Source organism: Cronobacter muytjensii ATCC 51329 (genome assembly GCF_001277195.1).
GTDB lineage: Bacteria > Pseudomonadota > Gammaproteobacteria > Enterobacterales > Enterobacteriaceae > Cronobacter > Cronobacter muytjensii.
The window spans coordinates 4141061-4157264 of the sequence record NZ_CP012268.1; the positions used below are offsets into that span (position 1 = coordinate 4141061).

The following is a 16204-nucleotide window of genomic DNA, read 5'->3' on the forward strand; positions in this document are numbered from 1 at the left end:
GCATTAGCCTGCTTATGCGTCGCGGTTCAGCCAGGCCATGTATTCCGTCACACCTTCAGCAACGGTTTTAAACGGCTTGTCATAACCCGCCGCGCGCAGGTTGGTAAGATCCGCCTGCGTAAACGCCTGATAACGGCCTTTGAGTTTTTCCGGGAACGGGATGTACTCAATGCTGCCTTTTTTATGGAAGGCCAGCGCGGCATCTGCCACGGCCTGGAACGACTCCGCACGGCCAGTGCCGCAGTTATAAATGCCGGAGACGCCGTTCTGCCAGAACCACAGGTTTACTGCCGCCACGTCGCCCACATAGATGAAGTCGCGCTTGAAATTATCGCTGCCTTCAAACAGTTTCGGGCTCTCGCCGTTGTTCAGCTGGGTGTTGAGATGGAACGCGACGCTCGCCATGCTGCCTTTGTGGCCTTCGCGCGGCCCGTAGACGTTGAAGTAGCGAAAGCCGGTAATCTGGGAGTTCGCTTCCGGCAGGATCTGGCGGACATACTCGTCGAACAGGAATTTAGAGTAGCCGTAAACGTTCAGCGGCTTTTCATATTCACGGGATTCGATGAAATCAGAGGTGCGCCCGCCGTAGGTGGCGGCGGAAGAGGCGTACAGGAACGGGATTTCGCGCTCCAGGCAGTAGTGCAGCAGCTCTTTGGAGTACTGATAGTTGTTATCCATCATGTACTTGCCATCCCACTCGGTAGTGGACGAGCATGCGCCTTCGTGGAATACGGCTTCGACGTCGCCGAACTCTTCCCCGGACATGATCTGCACCTGGAAATCTTCTTTATCCATGTAGTCGGCGATGTTCAGATCCACCAGGTTAACAAACTTGGTGCCGTCTTTAAGGTTATCCACCACCAGAATATCGGTATAGCCGATGTCGTTCAGAGCCTTAACAATGTTGCTGCCGATAAAACCAGCGCCGCCGGTAACGATAATCATAAGCCTGTCCTTCAGAATGTGAGCCGGGAAAAATCTCCGGCGTGAATAGTGTTAATCATACCATCACATTGGTTGCCCTACAGCCATTGCCCGTTTCAGCCGCAGCAAGTTTGCCCGTCTCGCGTGATTTATGCTGCAAAACAGAGAATCGGTGCTTCGTCATCTCGTCTCCATCCATAGCTTTGGGTAATAATATGTGCCGAACTGGCTCATGTCTGGAGAAATGCAATGCGAGGGGATTTTTACCAACAGCTTTCCGCCGATTTAGATACCGCGCGCGCCGAAGGCTTGTTTAAGGAAGAACGGATCATCACCTCCGCCCAGCAGGCGGATATCCAGGTGGCAGACGGCAGCCACGTAATCAACTTTTGCGCCAATAACTATCTCGGTCTGGCGAACCACCCTGAACTGATCGCCGCGGCGAAGCAGGGCATGGATACGCACGGTTTCGGCATGGCGTCGGTGCGCTTTATTTGCGGCACCCAGGACAGCCACAAACTGCTTGAAAATAAACTGGCCGCGTTCCTCGGCATGGAAGACGCCATTCTTTACTCTTCCTGCTTTGACGCCAACGGCGGGCTGTTTGAGACGCTGCTCGGCGCGGAAGACGCCATTATCTCCGACGCGCTGAACCACGCCTCCATTATCGACGGCGTGCGCCTGTGCAAAGCAAAACGCTTCCGTTATGCCAACAACGATATGCAGGAGCTGGAAGCGCGCCTGAAAGAGGCTCGTGACGCGGGCGCGCGGCATGTCCTTATCGCGACAGACGGCGTGTTCTCCATGGATGGCGTGATAGCCAACCTGAAAGGCGTGTGCGATCTGGCGGATAAATATGACGCGCTGGTGATGGTCGATGACTCCCACGCGGTGGGCTTTGTCGGCGAAAACGGCCGCGGCACCCATGAGTATTGCGACGTGATGGGCCGCGTGGACATTATCACTGGTACGCTCGGCAAGGCGCTGGGTGGCGCGTCCGGCGGTTATACCGCGGCGCGTAAAGAGGTGGTGGAGTGGCTGCGCCAGCGTTCACGCCCGTATCTGTTCTCCAACTCGCTCGCGCCGGCAATTGTCTCCGCCTCCATCAAAGTGCTGGAAATGCTGGAATCCGGCGCGGAGTTGCGTGAGCGTCTGTGGTCTAACGCGCGCCTGTTCCGCGAGAAAATGACTGCGGCGGGCTTTACGCTTGCGGGCGCCGATCACGCTATCATTCCGGTCATGCTGGGCGAGGCGGTTGTGGCGCAGAACTTCGCCCGCGAGCTGCAAAAAGAGGGCATTTACGTCACCGGGTTCTTCTATCCGGTGGTGCCAAAAGGCCAGGCGCGTATTCGCACCCAGATGTCGGCGGCGCATACCCCTGAACAGATTGAACGTGCAGTCGATGCGTTTACCCGCATCGGTAAACAGTTAGGCGTGATTGCCTGAGGGCGTGGAATGAAAGCATTATCAAAACTGAAACCGGCAGAAGGCATCTGGATGACCGACGTGCCGGAGCCGGAAGTCGGCCATAACGATCTGCTGATTAAAATTCGCAAAACCGCGATTTGCGGCACCGACGTGCATATCTATAACTGGGACGAGTGGTCGCAGAAGACAATTCCGGTACCGATGGTCGTCGGGCATGAATATGTCGGCGAAGTCGTCGGCATCGGCCAGGAAGTGAAAGGCTTTAAAATCGGCGATCGCGTCAGCGGCGAAGGTCATATCACCTGCGGCCACTGTCGTAACTGCCGCGGCGGGCGTACGCACCTGTGCCGCAACACCGTTGGCGTGGGCGTGAATCGTCCGGGCTGCTTCGCCGAATACCTGGTGATCCCGGCGTTCAACGCCTTCAAAATTCCGGACAATATTCCGGACGAGCTGGCCTCGATTTTCGACCCGTTCGGCAACGCGGTACACACCGCGCTCTCGTTTGACCTGGTCGGCGAAGACGTGCTGGTCTCCGGCGCGGGCCCGATTGGCATCATGGCGGCGGCGGTCGCGAAGCACGTGGGCGCGCGCAATGTGGTGATCACCGATGTGAACGAGTTCCGTCTGGATCTCGCGCGCAAAATGGGCGTGACCCGCGCGGTGAACGTCGCGACCGAAAGCCTGCAGGACGTTATGGCCGAACTGGGCATGACCGAAGGCTTTGACGTAGGTCTGGAGATGTCCGGCGCGCCGCCGGCGTTTCGTACCATGCTGGACACCATGAACCACGGCGGGCGTATCGCAATGCTCGGCATTCCGCCTTCCGATATGTCCATCGACTGGAACAAAGTCATCTTTAAAGGGCTTTTCATCAAAGGCATCTATGGCCGCGAGATGTTTGAAACCTGGTATAAGATGGCGGCGCTGATCCAGTCCGGCCTCGACCTGTCGCCGATTATTACTCACCGCTTCACCATCGACGACTTCCAGAAAGGCTTCGACGCCATGCGTTCTGGTCAGTCCGGTAAGGTCATTCTGAGCTGGGATTAACAGCTTATCGTGGCGCCTGTATATTCAGGCGCCGCTACTATCTTCAGCGGTTTGACTTTATAAAAACGAATTGCTACCGTCTGCGCAAATTTTAATAGTGCCTCTTTTTTACGCCCAGTATCACGCAGATATCAGGCTTTCTTCTGTCCGGAAGAGGGTGAGGTATTTCTTTTTCCGGTGATAAGGGTGTCGTCAGGAAAGATTTAAATAAAGTCCAGGTCGTCATGTCTATTCTGTTAGAACAAAAAACCACGAAATACGGTTTTCGTATTTCGAGCGTTTTGCCGTTAATTATTTCGCTCGCAATCGTCATTTACGCTAATGTTTTGAATGAAAAATATAATACGGTAATAAACCGGGCGCTGGTATTCGCGTTACTGATTTTTACGATTAAATGTATTAATAACAAAGGCTTCAGACATCTTCTGGCTGTGCTTTTCTTAGTGCCGGTCGCGGCAGACGTGACGCTGCAGCTTTATGCATGGACAAATTTTAATTCAGCGTTCAGTTATGGATTTGCCTTAAGTGTGCTGAATACCACGCCGGAAGAGGCGAGTTCCATGCTTGGCCTTTACTGGCGCGATGGCCTGTTATTTTTTGCTCTTTCGGCGCTGTTTATTTTTACGGCAAATAGCGGCGCCTGGCCGGTTCCACCTCGATTCAGACGCTGGCCCGCTATTCTGCTCGGCCTGACGCTATTTGGCTTTTTTACGCAAGCCTGGCTACATCAGATTCGTAAAAGCAATGTGGAAAGTCTGACGCAGCGTTTTATGCAATCGACGCCGGTCAGTACCGCCAAAGTTTTCATGCAGGCGGCGGAAGATAATGCTGTGATGGCGAGCGTCGGTAATGATATTCCTGATTATAAAATCACCGTTTCAGATACCGGAATTGACAACTATGTGTTAATCGTCGGTGAGTCTGAACGTGCGAAAAATATGGGCATTTACGGATATGGACGTGATACCACACCAGCGCTGAACGCCCAAAAAGATCGGCTTTTGCTGTTTCGCAACGCGATTGCTCCGGCACCGGTGACCATTATGGCGGTGCCGATGGCCCTGACAGCGGATACCGTAAAGGCGCGCGATCCGCGTAAATATGGCGATAACGTTATCAATATTGCCAACAAAGCGGGTTACGACACGTCCTGGTTTAGCCGTCAGGGAAAGGGCGGCGCGCATAACAATATTATTACGGGCATCGCGCTTAACGCGCATCAGAGTGTATGGGTGGAAGAGGGCTATGATGACGCATTGTTGCCGTTACTCAACGAGGCGCTGAAAAAGCCGGGCAAAAAACTTATCGTGTTACATCTGTATGGTAGCCATGAACCTGCCTGCCGGCGTTTTCCGGCAAATCAGACGGTTCTCAACAGCGGTAATAACACTGATGACTGTTACGATAATGCCGTGCGCTTTACCGACACGGTGATGGGCCAGGTCTTTCATGCTCTGGGCGACAGTCGCTCCTCCGTGCTCTATTTTTCCGATCACGCGCTGATACGCGACCCTTCCCGCGCCGTAGTCTACTCTCATGGCGGAGCGAAACCGCCTCGCGAGGCGCTACAGGTCCCCATGTTCATCTGGTATGCTCAGGGCGTTGCAGCGAAAGACAAGCTGACGGGGGATTACAACCGGCTCTGGTCAACCGATGATGTGAATACGCTTGCTGAATTATGGTTAGGTATCCATCGTGAAGGGGATGCGGTGAAGACGTTATCGTCCTGGCTGTCGCAGTATGATAAGGATGTTGCCGTTATGGATACCACGGGCACCGTATATGAATGGCGCAATATTCATTAACACAGCGGTCCTTAATGATTTTTTCGATGGTGTGCTAAAGTTTTTTGTTTGCAGTAATAAATGGAATGATGATGACAACAAGTAAATTTGAGAAGGTCCATTTTAGTTTGATGCAATTGTTATTCGGATTATGTGCGATTGCATTTGGGTGTGTGATTATTTCGCCAAACTATGCTGCAAAAATTTTCAGCCTTGCTGGCGCGGTGGCGCTGATAGCATTCTTGCTGGATATTAAAAACTTCAGGAAAAATGATGCCTTTTGGCTGTGCGCGGTGCTATTAACCATTGGACTTTGTGATTTAGTGTGGTACCGCCTGTATAAAGTCGACACCAGTCCGGCCATTAACTCCTACCGTGCCTACCTGGAAGTAGGTAAAATATGTGTCTTTGGCGCCTTTTGTATTTACACTTTCGCTAATTACCGCAAGTTAAATATCGGTAGTAATAAAATTCATGCCCTGTTAGCGATGCTGTTACAGCTGATGATGGCCGTGTATGTGGGATATCAGGCTATTTTTCTGGGGACGGGTCGGGTAACGCTCTCTCTTGAAGGGGGGGCAGATGCGACAGGTGCTGCCTACACCATTGCTTTTATCTCTTTTTACATCATTCTTGTACTTCAGCACAGCGCTTATAAATGGAAAGAGTCACTCATTCTAGGGCATTTTTTCCTGACATTTCTGATGCTGGTGACAACGGGCACACGCGCAGCGATTATCGCTTATCCGGTTATCTTCTTTGTTCTTTTAAGCATTAAATTGTATAAGGAAAAACATATTCCCTGGAAAGGCGTAATAGCTTTTATTTGCGCCTTGATCGTGGGAATGTTTATGATGAAGGACGACATTTCTAAGCGCTATAATGATTTTAATCGCGATATTGCTGCGTATGATAAAAATAACAGTTTGACGTCGGTGGGCGCGCGTCTGGCAATGTGGAAGACAGGCCTTGAAGCAGCTAAAGAAAATTATTTATGGCAGTCAACGGATCAGCGTAATAAAATTATCGTTGCTACTGTAGAGAAAGACCCTGGGTTACGTGGTGCATTGTTGTTCATGAAAGGCCACCTGCACAATGAAGTGGTAGAAACATTATCTGTAAAAGGCCCTTCGGGTTTATTGCTCTATTTTGCTTTTATTGTCGCTCTGTTCTGTTACGCCTACAGAAAACTCAACAGTATTATTCTTTGCGCGTTTCTGGCCTCGATCATTATGTTTGGCATTAGTGGCGTCATGTTTTATTCGAAAACGACCCCTATCGCCTGGATGCTGACGTTAATTATGTCTGTCGTTTTCCTGGAGCAAAACAGGCACCAGAATATTGTTAAGTAAGCTTTTTTGATTCCCCACCGGGAAAAGGGTATTCTCCCGGTGGAGTTACGATCCTGACCAGACGAGCCTGCTATGAATGAACTGATCTCCGTTATCATTACGACCTTTAACAGAGAAGACCTGCTGGAGCGGGCGATTCGCTCCGTCATTGCTCAAACGTATCCTGCCGTCGAGTTGATCGTTGTCGATGATTGTTCGAACGAAAAAACCGCACAGCTCATAGAGGAAATGCGGGCGGAATGTGAGGCGCGGTTCGTTAATTTCATCTATGAACGTAATACGAAAAACAGCGGTTCAAATTTCAGCCGTAATCGGGGCTATGCGCTTTCACAGGGCGTTTTCGTCACGGGGCTTGATGATGACGATTACTTTTTACCGGAGCGTTTATCAAAGCTTGTCACTCGTTATGAAGAGCGTTATGCCTTCGTCACCGACTCCCCAGCCCGTCTGGATAAAAAACAGCGCACCAGGCCTGACAGCAACAGCAAACGCATTATCACCCTACAGGATATTCTCTGTGAAAATGTAGTTGGCAATCAGGTGCTTACCACAAGAGAAAAATTACTTGGGGTTGGTGGTTTTTCACCGGAAATAAAGCAGCAGCAGGATCGCGATGCGTGGATAAAACTCATCCTGAAATATGGCCCGGGGATTAAATACAGTTTTAGCACTGCGATGGTTGATGCTGAACATAGTAGCGATCGCATTACTAAAAAAATCAAAAAATATAACTCGTATCGCAAGCTCTATTTTAAATATCGTGAACATATGTCGGAAACGACGCGCAGTAATAACCTCTTTCAGTTGATGTCTTTCAGGGGTTTTAGCTCGACCCGCATGAATGCTCTGCTACGTGGCCGCAAGAAAGACATTAAGTTAAGGCTGAAGCTATTTCGCCGCACATTAAAAGAACTCTTCTGAAATCTCTGTCAGGTGGAATGATGAAGCTCACGACCATCAACAAACTCATCAAGAAAACGCGTCGGTGGCATAAGAAGACGAGACTCGCGGTTTTTCAGCGCGCGGCGGCACATTTTGAAGCGAAGAAAAAGGCGACGATTTTTTCTGTTATTGATAGCCTTAACGTCCAGCCTGAGCCTGTAGCAACCGTTCCGCAGGCGCGGTCGCGCATCATCTGGATTTGTTGGTTCCAGGGCCTGGATCAGGCGCCTGAACTGGTTAAGCGGTGTATCGAGTCGGTAAAACAGCACACGCCTGATGCAAGCACTATTGTGCTGACTGACGACAATATCCCACAATATCTGACGTTACCTGATCATATTACCGCTAAATATCAGGCGGGCCTTATCAGTAAAGCGCAGTACTCAGATATTGTTCGTTGCTCTCTGCTTTATCAGTATGGTGGCATCTGGATGGACGCCACAGTCTTTATGACCCGGCCGTTACCTGAATCTTTCTATGAAAACGCGTTTTCGTCACTGCGTTTTGACGGCGTCGGGCGGGAAAGCGCATTAAGTCAGGGATACTGGACGGCCTATTTTCTTGCAGCGCAGAAGGGAAATTCGCTGGTGAAATTTGTCAGAGATATTCTTTATCGTTACTGGCAATACCATGACGACCTTATTGAGTATTTCCTGATCGATTACAGTTTCCTGTACGCGCGAGAGAAGGTGCCAGCGTTTCGCGAATGGATGGATGCGCAGCCCGTGACGGGGAATCATCGTTTCCTTATCCGGCAGTTTATCAACGCGGCATCGACGCAAACCGCGCTGGAAACCTTAAAACATGATCCTGTCGGCATCTATAAGCTTTCCCATAAAGAGAAGTATCGTCTGACAGATAATGGTGAGTCCACGCTGTACAGCGCTATCCTGAACGGAAATTTTAAACTCCCCTAAGTTGATGCGCAGTGGCTCACTCGCCACCCTCACGTTAAAAAAAACCGCCCGAGGGCGGTTTTTTTATTATGACTGTTTACCCCAGCCCTGCCATTGATGGCGGAAGTAGCTCACCACGGCGCTCTCGCTGACGCTTTCACTGATGACCGTAAAGAAGCGGCTGGCATAAACCGGTTCAGGCTGTTTTTTCGGTTTGCACAGCTTCACGCCGCGGAACGGGTTACGCGGCACGGCAGGCGTTGTTGTGGGCGGCGCAGCATTCGGCGTGGAATTATCCGTCTGCGGCTCGTTCAACAGGCGACTGGCGCGCACCAGCGTGATATCTGGCGGCAAATTATAGAGCGCCTGCTGGAGCACGCGCACCGTTGCCGGATGCGGGTGACCAATGGCAATCGCTGAGCCGTTGCGACGCGCAAGCGCGACCGCACGGTTAAACTGGGCGCGTATGTCCGCCTCGTTCTGGGTGTCGTCAAGAAAGACTTTGCGTTTGATGACCTTCACGCCCGTTCCTGCGGCGGCACGCATGGCCTGGCTGTTGCCAATAGTCATGCTGTCAAGAAAATAGAGGTTATAGTGCGCCAGCGCCGCCATGACTTTTTGCATGCCGGGGAGGCTTGAGGTCATGGCGCTGCCCATATGATTATTCATGCCGGTGGCGTAGGGCACGTTGTCGACGGCGTTGCGAATAATGCGCGCGATTTCTTCACCGCTCATGTCCGGGCGCAGTGTGTCTTTTTCCAGCGGCTGCTTGCTGAGCGGCGCCATCGGCAGATGGATAAGCACCTCGTGTCCCTGATTGTGGGCTTTAGTCGCCATTTCTCGGGCATGCGGCGCGTTGGGCAGTACAGCGACGGAGACTTCAGCGGGCATCGCCAGCACCTGGTTTTCGGTATGCGGGCGGTAGCCGAAGTCATCGATAACGATAGCGAGTTTGCCGGCGAAGGCGGGGAAAGCGAGAGCCAGCGAACCGGCGAGAGCAAAAACAAGACGACGCAACTGAAGCAAAACTTATCTTCCCAACCACGGTTGTGGATTGACCGCCTGACCCTGACGGCGAATTTCAAAATAGAGCGAAGGCCGCCCCTGGCCGCCGCTGTTGCCCACCAGCGCGATGGGCTGACCGGCGCGGACCTGGGCGCCGACATTCACCAGCGCGCTCTGGTTGTAACCGTAAAGGCTCATGTCGCCTTTGCCGTGTTCAACGACGACCACCAGACCGTAGCCCTGCAGCCAGTCGGCGAGGATCACGCGCCCGTCGGCAATGGCTTTTACCTCGGTGCCTTCGCTGGCCCCGATAACAATGCCCTTCCAACGTAGTTCACCTTGCAACTGCTCGCCATATCGATGCAGCAACGGGCCGCGTACTGGCCAGTAAGCCTGCCCATTCGGCGAGCCCAGCCCGCCGGTACGCGCCATTAGTGAACGCTCACTTTCAGAGGGTTTATAGGTGGTGCCTTTGCGCGACGCCTCTTTCTGGCGAGAGCGGACCTGCTCAGCTTCACGTGCTTCGCGCTCGGCACGGGCTTTCGCCGCCGCCTCTGCGCGGGCGATGCGATCGCGCAGACGCGATTCATTCGCACGCAGCTCGCTTAGCTGCTGTTGGCCCTGCTGAATAGAGGATTCCAGCGAGCTGAGGGTTTTTTTACGTTCGTTGCGGGCCTGCTCCAGCTTCGCCTGCTGCGCCTGCTGCTCGTAGAGCAACGTTTGCTGCTGCGTTTGCTTCTCTTCAAGCTCGGCTTTTTGAGTGGCGACTTCTTCGCGGGTTTGTTTGAGCTGCGCGATGGTTTCCTGACGCGCTTCGTTAAGGTAGCCGAAGTAAGCCTGTAAACGCTGGCCGCGCTGGCTCTCTTCGCCGCTCAGAATAAGCTGAAGACCGCTGTGCTGCCCCTGACGGAACGCCGCATCAAGCTGGGCCGCGAGGTTGCGTTCCTGGGCGGCTTTCTGTTTTTCAAGCTTTGCGATGGAGGCGTTCATCTCGGCTATCTGACGGTTAAGTTCCGCCAGCGTATTCTGGGTTTCGCGCAGTTTACGGCTGGCGGCAGCGATCGCCTGCTCCTGGCTTTTCAACTGGGCGAGCAATTTTGCGCGCTGCTGCTGTTGCTGGCGTACCGCGCGCTCTTTGGCGGCGATATCATCCTGAAGAGATTTGAGCTGATCGCGGTCATCCGCATGGGCGGAAAGCGGGCATAACAATACGCCAGCGCTGAGCGCGCTGGCGTAAAGCAGGGGCTTAAGTGAGAACCGAAACGGCCTGTTGCCCCATGTCATTGAAAAAATCGCCTTTCCCCTCATGGGGAGGGATTATTCCACGATGAACAGCGGCTTGCCAGTCATCTCTTGCGGGATTTCCATCCCCATCAGCGTAAGCAGGGTCGGCGCGATGTCAGAAAGCTTGCCACCGTCTACCGCGTTAACTTTTTTATCGCCCACGTAAATCAGCGGTACCGGCAGGTTAGTGTGCGCAGTGTGCGCCTGACCGGTCGCCGGATCACGCATCTGTTCGGCATTGCCGTGGTCTGCGGTGATCAGCATCTGACCGCCTGCCGCCTCAACGGCGCGCGTCACCTGCGCGATGCAGTTATCAAGCGCTTCCACCGCAGCGACAGCAGCGTCAAACACGCCGGTGTGGCCGACCATATCGCCGTTCGGGTAGTTACAAATGATGGCGTCATATTTGCCGCTGTTGATAGCGCCAACCAGTTTTTCAGTCAGTTCGGCGGAGCTCATCTCCGGCTGCAGATCGTAGGTCGCGACTTTCGGCGAATTAATCAGGATGCGGTCTTCGCCCGGGAACGGCTCTTCCACACCACCGTTAAAGAAAAACGTCACATGGGCGTATTTCTCGGTTTCGGAAATACGCAACTGGGTTTTATCGTGTTTTGCCATCCACTCGCCGAAGGTGTTAACCAGCGAGGTGGGCGGATAAGCGCAGGCGGTGCGAATATCGGCGGCATACTCGGTCAGCATAACGAAATCGGCGAACTTAACGACTTTTTTGCGGTTAAAACCGTCAAAATCGGGGTTCACGAAGGCGCGGGTTATCTGACGTGCGCGATCGGCACGGAAGTTCATGAAAATCAGCGCGTCACCATCGTCCATTGCGGCAGAGGCTTCGCCTTCGCCACGAATCACGGTCGCTTTAACGAATTCATCGTTTTCATCGCGCGCGTAGGCGGCTTCAAGGCCTGCCACGGCGTTTGGCGCCTCATATTCACCTTGCGCCAGCGTCAGCAGATCATACGCCTGCTCCACGCGCTCCCAGCGGTTATCGCGGTCCATCGCAAAATAGCGGCCGATAATCGATGCGACGCGGCCTTTACCCACTTCGGCAAACTTCGCGGCGAATTTTTCCAGCGACGCCCTGGCGCTTCGCGGCGGCGTGTCGCGACCGTCCAGGAACGCATGCAGATAGATTTTTTCTGCGCCGCGTGCGGCCGCCAGTTCTATCATCGCCAGAATATGATCCTCATGGCTGTGGACGCCGCCCGGCGAGGCGAGGCCCATAATATGGACGGCTTTCCCGGCGGCGACGGCCTTATCAACAGCCGAAGTCAGTACCGGATTTGCAAAGAAAGTGCGTTCTTTGATTTCGACATCCAGACGCGTGAGATCCTGATACACGATACGGCCTGCGCCCAGATTGACATGACCCACTTCCGAGTTACCCATCTGACGGTCCGGCAGGCCGACTTCAAGTCCAGAAGCATCAATTAAAGTGTGCGGACGGCTTGCCCACAGGCTATCCATTACAGGCGTTCTGGCGGCGGAAATAGCGTTATCCTGATTGTCTTCACGGTAGCCGTAGCCATCCAGGATCACTAATACGACAGGTTTTTTAGTAAGCGACATTGCGGAACCTCATGCGTCAACGACGAAAAAATTGGCGTAATTTTACTACACCGTCAGAGGGCAAATAGCCGCAGAAGATCAAAGAACAGGCCGGGGTCTGCAAGCGCAACGGCGCATTTCATCCTTTTTTCCGTAACGTGCCGCAGAAAACGCACAACCTTCTTTGTACTGGCTGTAATTGACACAGCGCGCAGGTATACTCCACACCTGGTTTTTTTACTGAGTCGGGAGTTTGACCCCCCATGCAAGAAATTATGCAATTCGTTGGCCGCCACCCCATACTTAGTATCGCGTGGATTGCGTTATTCGCGGCGGTGATTTACACCACTTTCAAGAGCCTGACCTCTAAAGTGAAGGTGATTACGCGTGGCGAAGCGACGCGTCTGATTAACAAAGAAGATGCCGTGGTAGTGGATATCCGTCAGCGCGACGACTTCCGCAAAGGGCATATCGCCAGCGCCATGAACCTGCTGCCTGCCGATATCAAGGCAAATAACGTCGGCGAACTGGACAAGCATAAAGCGAAGCCGGTCATCGTCGTTGATGGCAACGGCCTGTCGGCTCAGGAGTCAGCAACGGCGTTAACTAACGCCGGGTTTGAACAGGTGTATGTGCTCAAAGAAGGCGTTGCCGGCTGGAGTGGCGAGAACCTGCCGCTGGTACGTGGTAAATAATTTTCATAAGAGGTAACGACATGGCCAATATCGAAATGTACACCAAAGCGACCTGCCCGTATTGCCATCGTGCGAAGGCCCTGCTGAACAGCAAAGGCGCCGCTTTCCTCGAACTGCCCATTGACGGCGATACCGCCAAAAGGGAAGAAATGATTCAGCGTAGTGGCCGCACCACTGTGCCGCAGATCTTTATTGATGGTCAGCACATTGGCGGTTGCGACGACCTGCATGCACTGGATGCGCGCGGCGGACTCGATCCTCTGCTGCGCTAGTGCGCTTAGCCGTGACGGCATTTTTAAGGACATTACATACAAGGGTTTTCGCTCATGTCAGAACAAAACAACACTGAAATGAACTTTCAGCTTCTGCGCATTTACACCAAAGATATCTCTTTCGAAGCACCGAATGCGCCGCATGTGTTTCAGAAAGACTGGCAGCCGGATGTGAAGCTGGATCTGGATACCGCTTCCAGCCAGCTTGCTGACGATGTCTATGAAGTGGTATTGCGCGTGACGGTCACCGCGTCGCTGGGCGAAGAGACCGCTTTCCTTTGCGAAGTGCAGCAGGCAGGCATTTTCAATATTTCTGGCATTGAAGGCACCCAGATGGCGCACTGCCTCGGCGCTTACTGCCCGAACAGCCTGTTCCCGTATGCTCGCGAATGCATCACCAACCTGGTTTCCCGCGGCACTTTCCCGCAGCTGAACCTTGCGCCGGTTAACTTCGACGCGCTGTTCATGAACTATCTGCAGCAGCAGGCTGCTGAAGGTGCGCAAAACCATCAGGATGCCTGATGAACACCATTAATGCGTCAATGACAGTTATCGGTGCCGGTTCATACGGCACCGCTCTTGCCATTACACTGGCAAGAAACGGCCATCACGTCGTGCTGTGGGGTCATGACCCCGCGCATATCGCGACGCTGCAGGCCGACCGCTGCAACGCGGCGTTCCTTCCCGATGTGCCTTTCCCCGACACGCTTCATCTTGAGAGCGACTTAGCCGCCGCGCTGGCCTCCAGCCGCAATATTCTGGTTGTAGTGCCAAGCCATGTGTTTGGTCAGGTGCTGCGCCAGATTAAACCGCTCATGCGCCCGGATGCCCGCGTGGTATGGGCGACCAAAGGTCTTGAGGCGGAAACCGGTCGATTATTGCAGGATGTGGCGCGCGAAGCGTTAGGCGATGAGATACCGCTGGCGGTGATCTCCGGCCCGACATTCGCCAAAGAGCTGGCGGCAGGGCTGCCGACGGCGATTTCGCTGGCGGCCACGGACGACGCGTTTGCCAACGATCTCCAGCAGCTGCTGCACTGCGGCAAGAGCTTTCGCGTTTATAGCAACCCCGATTTCATCGGCGTGCAGCTCGGCGGCGCGGTGAAAAACGTTATCGCCATCGGCGCCGGGATGTCTGACGGCATCGGCTTCGGCGCGAATGCCCGCACGGCGCTGATTACGCGCGGTCTCGCGGAGATGTCACGCCTCGGCGCGGCGCTCGGTGCGGATCCAACCACCTTTATGGGCATGGCTGGTCTCGGCGATCTGGTCCTGACCTGTACCGACAACCAGTCGCGCAACCGCCGCTTCGGCATGATGCTCGGCCAGGGTATGGATGTGCAGAGCGCTCAGGAGAAGATAGGCCAGGTGGTCGAAGGGTATCGCAACACCAAAGAGGTGCGCGAACTGGCGGCGCGTTTTGGCGTGGAAATGCCAATAACCGAGGAAATTTATCAGGTACTCTATTGCGGAAAAAATGCGCGCGAGGCAGCATTAACGCTGCTGGGCCGTACCCGCAAGGATGAGCGAAGCAGCCAGTAGGGAAGCGCGTCCGTAATGATTGATGCGTGCCGACAAAACCTTTTTGTCGGCCGCTATTTGTTTGTCTGGAGAAAGCAATGCCGTGTGAAGAACTGGATCTGGTGTGGAAGAATATCAAAGCCGAAGCCCGTCAGCTGGCCGATTGCGAGCCGATGCTGGCCAGTTTTTACCATGCGACATTGCTTAAGCACGAGAACCTGGGCAGCGCGTTAAGCTATATGCTTGCCAACAAGCTGGCGTCGCCTATCATGCCAGCTATCGCCATTCGTGAAGTGGTGGAAGAGGCCTACAAAGCGGACCCGGAGATGATTGCCTCCGCCGCCTGCGATATCCAGGCCGTGCGCACCCGTGACCCGGCGGTAGATAAATATTCCACGCCGTTGCTCTATCTTAAAGGATTTCATGCGCTGCAGGCTCATCGCATCGGCCACTGGCTGTGGAAACAGGGGCGTCAGGCGCTGGCGATTTTCCTGCAAAACCAGGTGTCGGTCTCTTTCCAGGTCGATATCCATCCGGCGGCCACCATTGGACGTGGGATCATGCTCGATCACGCGACCGGCATTGTGATCGGCGAAACAGCCGTGGTGGAAGATGACGTCTCTATCCTGCAGTCGGTAACGCTGGGCGGTACCGGTAAAACCAGCGGCGATCGCCATCCGAAAATCCGCGAAGGCGTGATGATTGGCGCGGGCGCCAAAATTCTGGGCAATATCGAAGTGGGGCGTGGCGCAAAAATCGGCGCAGGCTCCGTGGTGTTGCAGCCTGTGCCGCCGCACACGACGGCGGCAGGCGTGCCGGCGCGTATAGTCGGCAAGCCGGAAAGCGATAAGCCGTCGATGGATATGGATCAGCACTTCAACGGCATCAACCACGGGTTCGAGTACGGCGACGGTATTTAAACCGCCTGCTTTATGCATAAAAAAGCCGCGCAATGCGCGGCTTTGTTGTCTTTAACGTTCAGCCGTTAGCTGCGCAATACCGCGCCAGGATAGCCAAGCTGTCGCCACGCCTCATATACCACCACGGAAACCGCGTTAGAAAGGTTCATGCTGCGGCTGTCCGGCATCATCGGAATACGGATTTTCAGCTCGGGCGGCAGCGCGTCCAGAATCGAGGCGGGCAGCCCGCGCGTTTCGGGGCCAAACAGCAGATAATCGCCGTCCTGATAGCTGACCGCGCTGTGCGCGGGCGTGCCTTTGGTCGTCAGTGCGAACAGGCGCTGCGGTTTTTCCGAATCCTGGAACGCGGCATAATCGCGATGGCGTATTACAGCGGTAAATTCGTGGTAATCCAGCCCCGCGCGGCGCAGGCGTTTATCATCCCAGGTAAAGCCCATCGGCTCGATAATATGCAGGCGAAAGCCGGTGTTGGCGCACAGGCGAATGATATTACCGGTATTGGGCGGGATTTCAGGTTCAAACAGGACGATATTCAGCATACGGCTCCCCTTTTGCAGAGGCGCGCAGAA

General features: G+C 53.9%; 16 protein-coding genes. 11 read left to right on the forward strand and 5 right to left on the reverse strand.

Annotated features, from left to right (window positions below; translation table 11 throughout):
* Positions 1 to 12 precede the first annotated feature (12 nt).
* Complete coding sequence (rfaD, locus tag AFK63_RS18950; RefSeq protein WP_038866575.1) at positions 13 to 945, reverse strand: ADP-glyceromanno-heptose 6-epimerase; 933 nt, start codon at positions 943 to 945, stop codon at positions 13 to 15.
* A 228-nt stretch (positions 946 to 1173) separates the two neighbouring features.
* On the opposite strand from rfaD, the gene kbl reads away from it, so the two are divergent.
* The 6 genes from kbl to AFK63_RS18980 all read left to right on the forward strand — a co-directional run bounded on the left by kbl (position 1174) and on the right by AFK63_RS18980 (position 8400).
* Entirely contained in the window at positions 1174 to 2370 is a 1197-nt protein-coding gene (gene kbl, locus AFK63_RS18955) for a glycine C-acetyltransferase (protein WP_038866577.1), read from the forward strand.
* Positions 2371 to 2379: 9 nt separating this feature from the next.
* Positions 2380 to 3405 carry an L-threonine 3-dehydrogenase gene (tdh, locus tag AFK63_RS18960; RefSeq protein WP_038866578.1) on the forward strand — a complete coding sequence of 342 codons (1026 nt, stop codon included), beginning with the start codon at positions 2380 to 2382 and terminating at the stop codon, positions 3403 to 3405.
* Between the two features lie 224 nt (positions 3406 to 3629).
* On the forward strand, positions 3630 to 5210 hold the full coding sequence (locus tag AFK63_RS18965; RefSeq protein WP_038866580.1) for a phosphoethanolamine transferase: 1581 nt from the start codon (positions 3630 to 3632) through the stop codon (positions 5208 to 5210).
* A gap of 71 nt (positions 5211 to 5281) precedes the next feature.
* Positions 5282 to 6541, forward strand: a complete 1260-nt coding sequence (locus AFK63_RS18970; RefSeq protein ID WP_038866582.1) for an O-antigen ligase family protein — start codon at positions 5282 to 5284, stop codon at positions 6539 to 6541.
* A 72-nt stretch (positions 6542 to 6613) separates the two neighbouring features.
* A complete protein-coding gene (locus AFK63_RS18975; RefSeq protein WP_038866584.1) occupies positions 6614 to 7462 on the forward strand; it encodes a glycosyltransferase in 849 nt (282 codons plus the stop codon).
* A gap of 17 nt (positions 7463 to 7479) precedes the next feature.
* Complete coding sequence (locus AFK63_RS18980; protein ID WP_236613132.1) at positions 7480 to 8400, forward strand: capsular polysaccharide synthesis protein; 921 nt, start codon at positions 7480 to 7482, stop codon at positions 8398 to 8400.
* A 66-nt stretch (positions 8401 to 8466) separates the two neighbouring features.
* Here AFK63_RS18980 and AFK63_RS18985 read toward each other — a convergent pair whose 3' ends face one another.
* From AFK63_RS18985 to gpmM, 3 genes are read right to left on the reverse strand one after another with little or no spacing between them, the layout of a single operon-like run.
* Complete coding sequence (locus tag AFK63_RS18985; protein ID WP_038866588.1) at positions 8467 to 9405, reverse strand: divergent polysaccharide deacetylase family protein; 939 nt, start codon at positions 9403 to 9405, stop codon at positions 8467 to 8469.
* Between the two features lie 3 nt (positions 9406 to 9408).
* Positions 9409 to 10668, reverse strand: coding sequence for a murein hydrolase activator EnvC (gene envC / locus AFK63_RS18990; protein WP_236613133.1), 1260 nt, complete (start codon positions 10666 to 10668; stop codon positions 9409 to 9411).
* A gap of 33 nt (positions 10669 to 10701) precedes the next feature.
* On the reverse strand, positions 10702 to 12249 hold the full coding sequence (gene gpmM, locus AFK63_RS18995; RefSeq protein WP_038866592.1) for a 2,3-bisphosphoglycerate-independent phosphoglycerate mutase: 1548 nt from the start codon (positions 12247 to 12249) through the stop codon (positions 10702 to 10704).
* A gap of 242 nt (positions 12250 to 12491) precedes the next feature.
* On the opposite strand from gpmM, the gene AFK63_RS19000 reads away from it, so the two are divergent.
* The 5 genes from AFK63_RS19000 (at position 12492) to cysE (ending at position 15635) form a co-directional block, all read left to right on the forward strand.
* On the forward strand, positions 12492 to 12923 hold the full coding sequence (locus tag AFK63_RS19000; protein WP_038866594.1) for a rhodanese-like domain-containing protein: 432 nt from the start codon (positions 12492 to 12494) through the stop codon (positions 12921 to 12923).
* A 20-nt stretch (positions 12924 to 12943) separates the two neighbouring features.
* Positions 12944 to 13195, forward strand: a complete 252-nt coding sequence (gene grxC / locus AFK63_RS19005; protein WP_004388492.1) for a glutaredoxin 3 — start codon at positions 12944 to 12946, stop codon at positions 13193 to 13195.
* 54 nt (positions 13196 to 13249) lie between these two features.
* Positions 13250 to 13717, forward strand: coding sequence for a protein-export chaperone SecB (gene secB, locus AFK63_RS19010; RefSeq protein ID WP_038866603.1), 468 nt, complete (start codon positions 13250 to 13252; stop codon positions 13715 to 13717).
* Positions 13717 to 14736, forward strand: a complete 1020-nt coding sequence (gpsA, locus tag AFK63_RS19015; protein ID WP_038866606.1) for an NAD(P)H-dependent glycerol-3-phosphate dehydrogenase — start codon at positions 13717 to 13719, stop codon at positions 14734 to 14736. Before secB ends, gpsA begins: the two co-directional genes overlap by 1 nt.
* 77 nt (positions 14737 to 14813) lie before the next feature.
* Positions 14814 to 15635: a serine O-acetyltransferase gene (cysE, locus tag AFK63_RS19020; RefSeq protein ID WP_038866608.1), complete on the forward strand. Its 822-nt coding sequence runs from the start codon at positions 14814 to 14816 to the stop codon at positions 15633 to 15635.
* Between the two features lie 65 nt (positions 15636 to 15700).
* Here cysE and trmL read toward each other — a convergent pair whose 3' ends face one another.
* A complete protein-coding gene (gene trmL, locus AFK63_RS19025; protein ID WP_038866610.1) occupies positions 15701 to 16174 on the reverse strand; it encodes a tRNA (uridine(34)/cytosine(34)/5-carboxymethylaminomethyluridine(34)-2'-O)-methyltransferase TrmL in 474 nt (157 codons plus the stop codon).
* Positions 16175 to 16204 lie beyond the last annotated feature (30 nt).

Bases quoted from the DNA above. Each gene is read 5' to 3' on its own strand.
- rfaD (WP_038866575.1), bottom strand. From the start codon at position 945: ATGATTATCGTTACCGGCGGCGCTGGTTTTATCGGCAGCAACATTGTT.
- kbl (WP_038866577.1), top strand. From the start codon at position 1,174: ATGCGAGGGGATTTTTACCAACAGCTTTCCGCCGATTTAGATACCGCG.
- tdh (WP_038866578.1), top strand. From the start codon at position 2,380: ATGAAAGCATTATCAAAACTGAAACCGGCAGAAGGCATCTGGATGACC.
- AFK63_RS18965 (WP_038866580.1), top strand. From the start codon at position 3,630: ATGTCTATTCTGTTAGAACAAAAAACCACGAAATACGGTTTTCGTATT.
- AFK63_RS18970 (WP_038866582.1), top strand. From the start codon at position 5,282: ATGACAACAAGTAAATTTGAGAAGGTCCATTTTAGTTTGATGCAATTG.
- AFK63_RS18975 (WP_038866584.1), top strand. From the start codon at position 6,614: ATGAATGAACTGATCTCCGTTATCATTACGACCTTTAACAGAGAAGAC.
- AFK63_RS18980 (WP_236613132.1), top strand. From the start codon at position 7,480: ATGATGAAGCTCACGACCATCAACAAACTCATCAAGAAAACGCGTCGG.
- envC (WP_236613133.1), bottom strand. From the start codon at position 10,668: ATGACATGGGGCAACAGGCCGTTTCGGTTCTCACTTAAGCCCCTGCTT.
- gpmM (WP_038866592.1), bottom strand. From the start codon at position 12,249: ATGTCGCTTACTAAAAAACCTGTCGTATTAGTGATCCTGGATGGCTAC.
- AFK63_RS19000 (WP_038866594.1), top strand. From the start codon at position 12,492: ATGCAAGAAATTATGCAATTCGTTGGCCGCCACCCCATACTTAGTATC.
- grxC (WP_004388492.1), top strand. From the start codon at position 12,944: ATGGCCAATATCGAAATGTACACCAAAGCGACCTGCCCGTATTGCCAT.
- secB (WP_038866603.1), top strand. From the start codon at position 13,250: ATGTCAGAACAAAACAACACTGAAATGAACTTTCAGCTTCTGCGCATT.
- gpsA (WP_038866606.1), top strand. From the start codon at position 13,717: ATGAACACCATTAATGCGTCAATGACAGTTATCGGTGCCGGTTCATAC.
- cysE (WP_038866608.1), top strand. From the start codon at position 14,814: ATGCCGTGTGAAGAACTGGATCTGGTGTGGAAGAATATCAAAGCCGAA.
- trmL (WP_038866610.1), bottom strand. From the start codon at position 16,174: ATGCTGAATATCGTCCTGTTTGAACCTGAAATCCCGCCCAATACCGGT.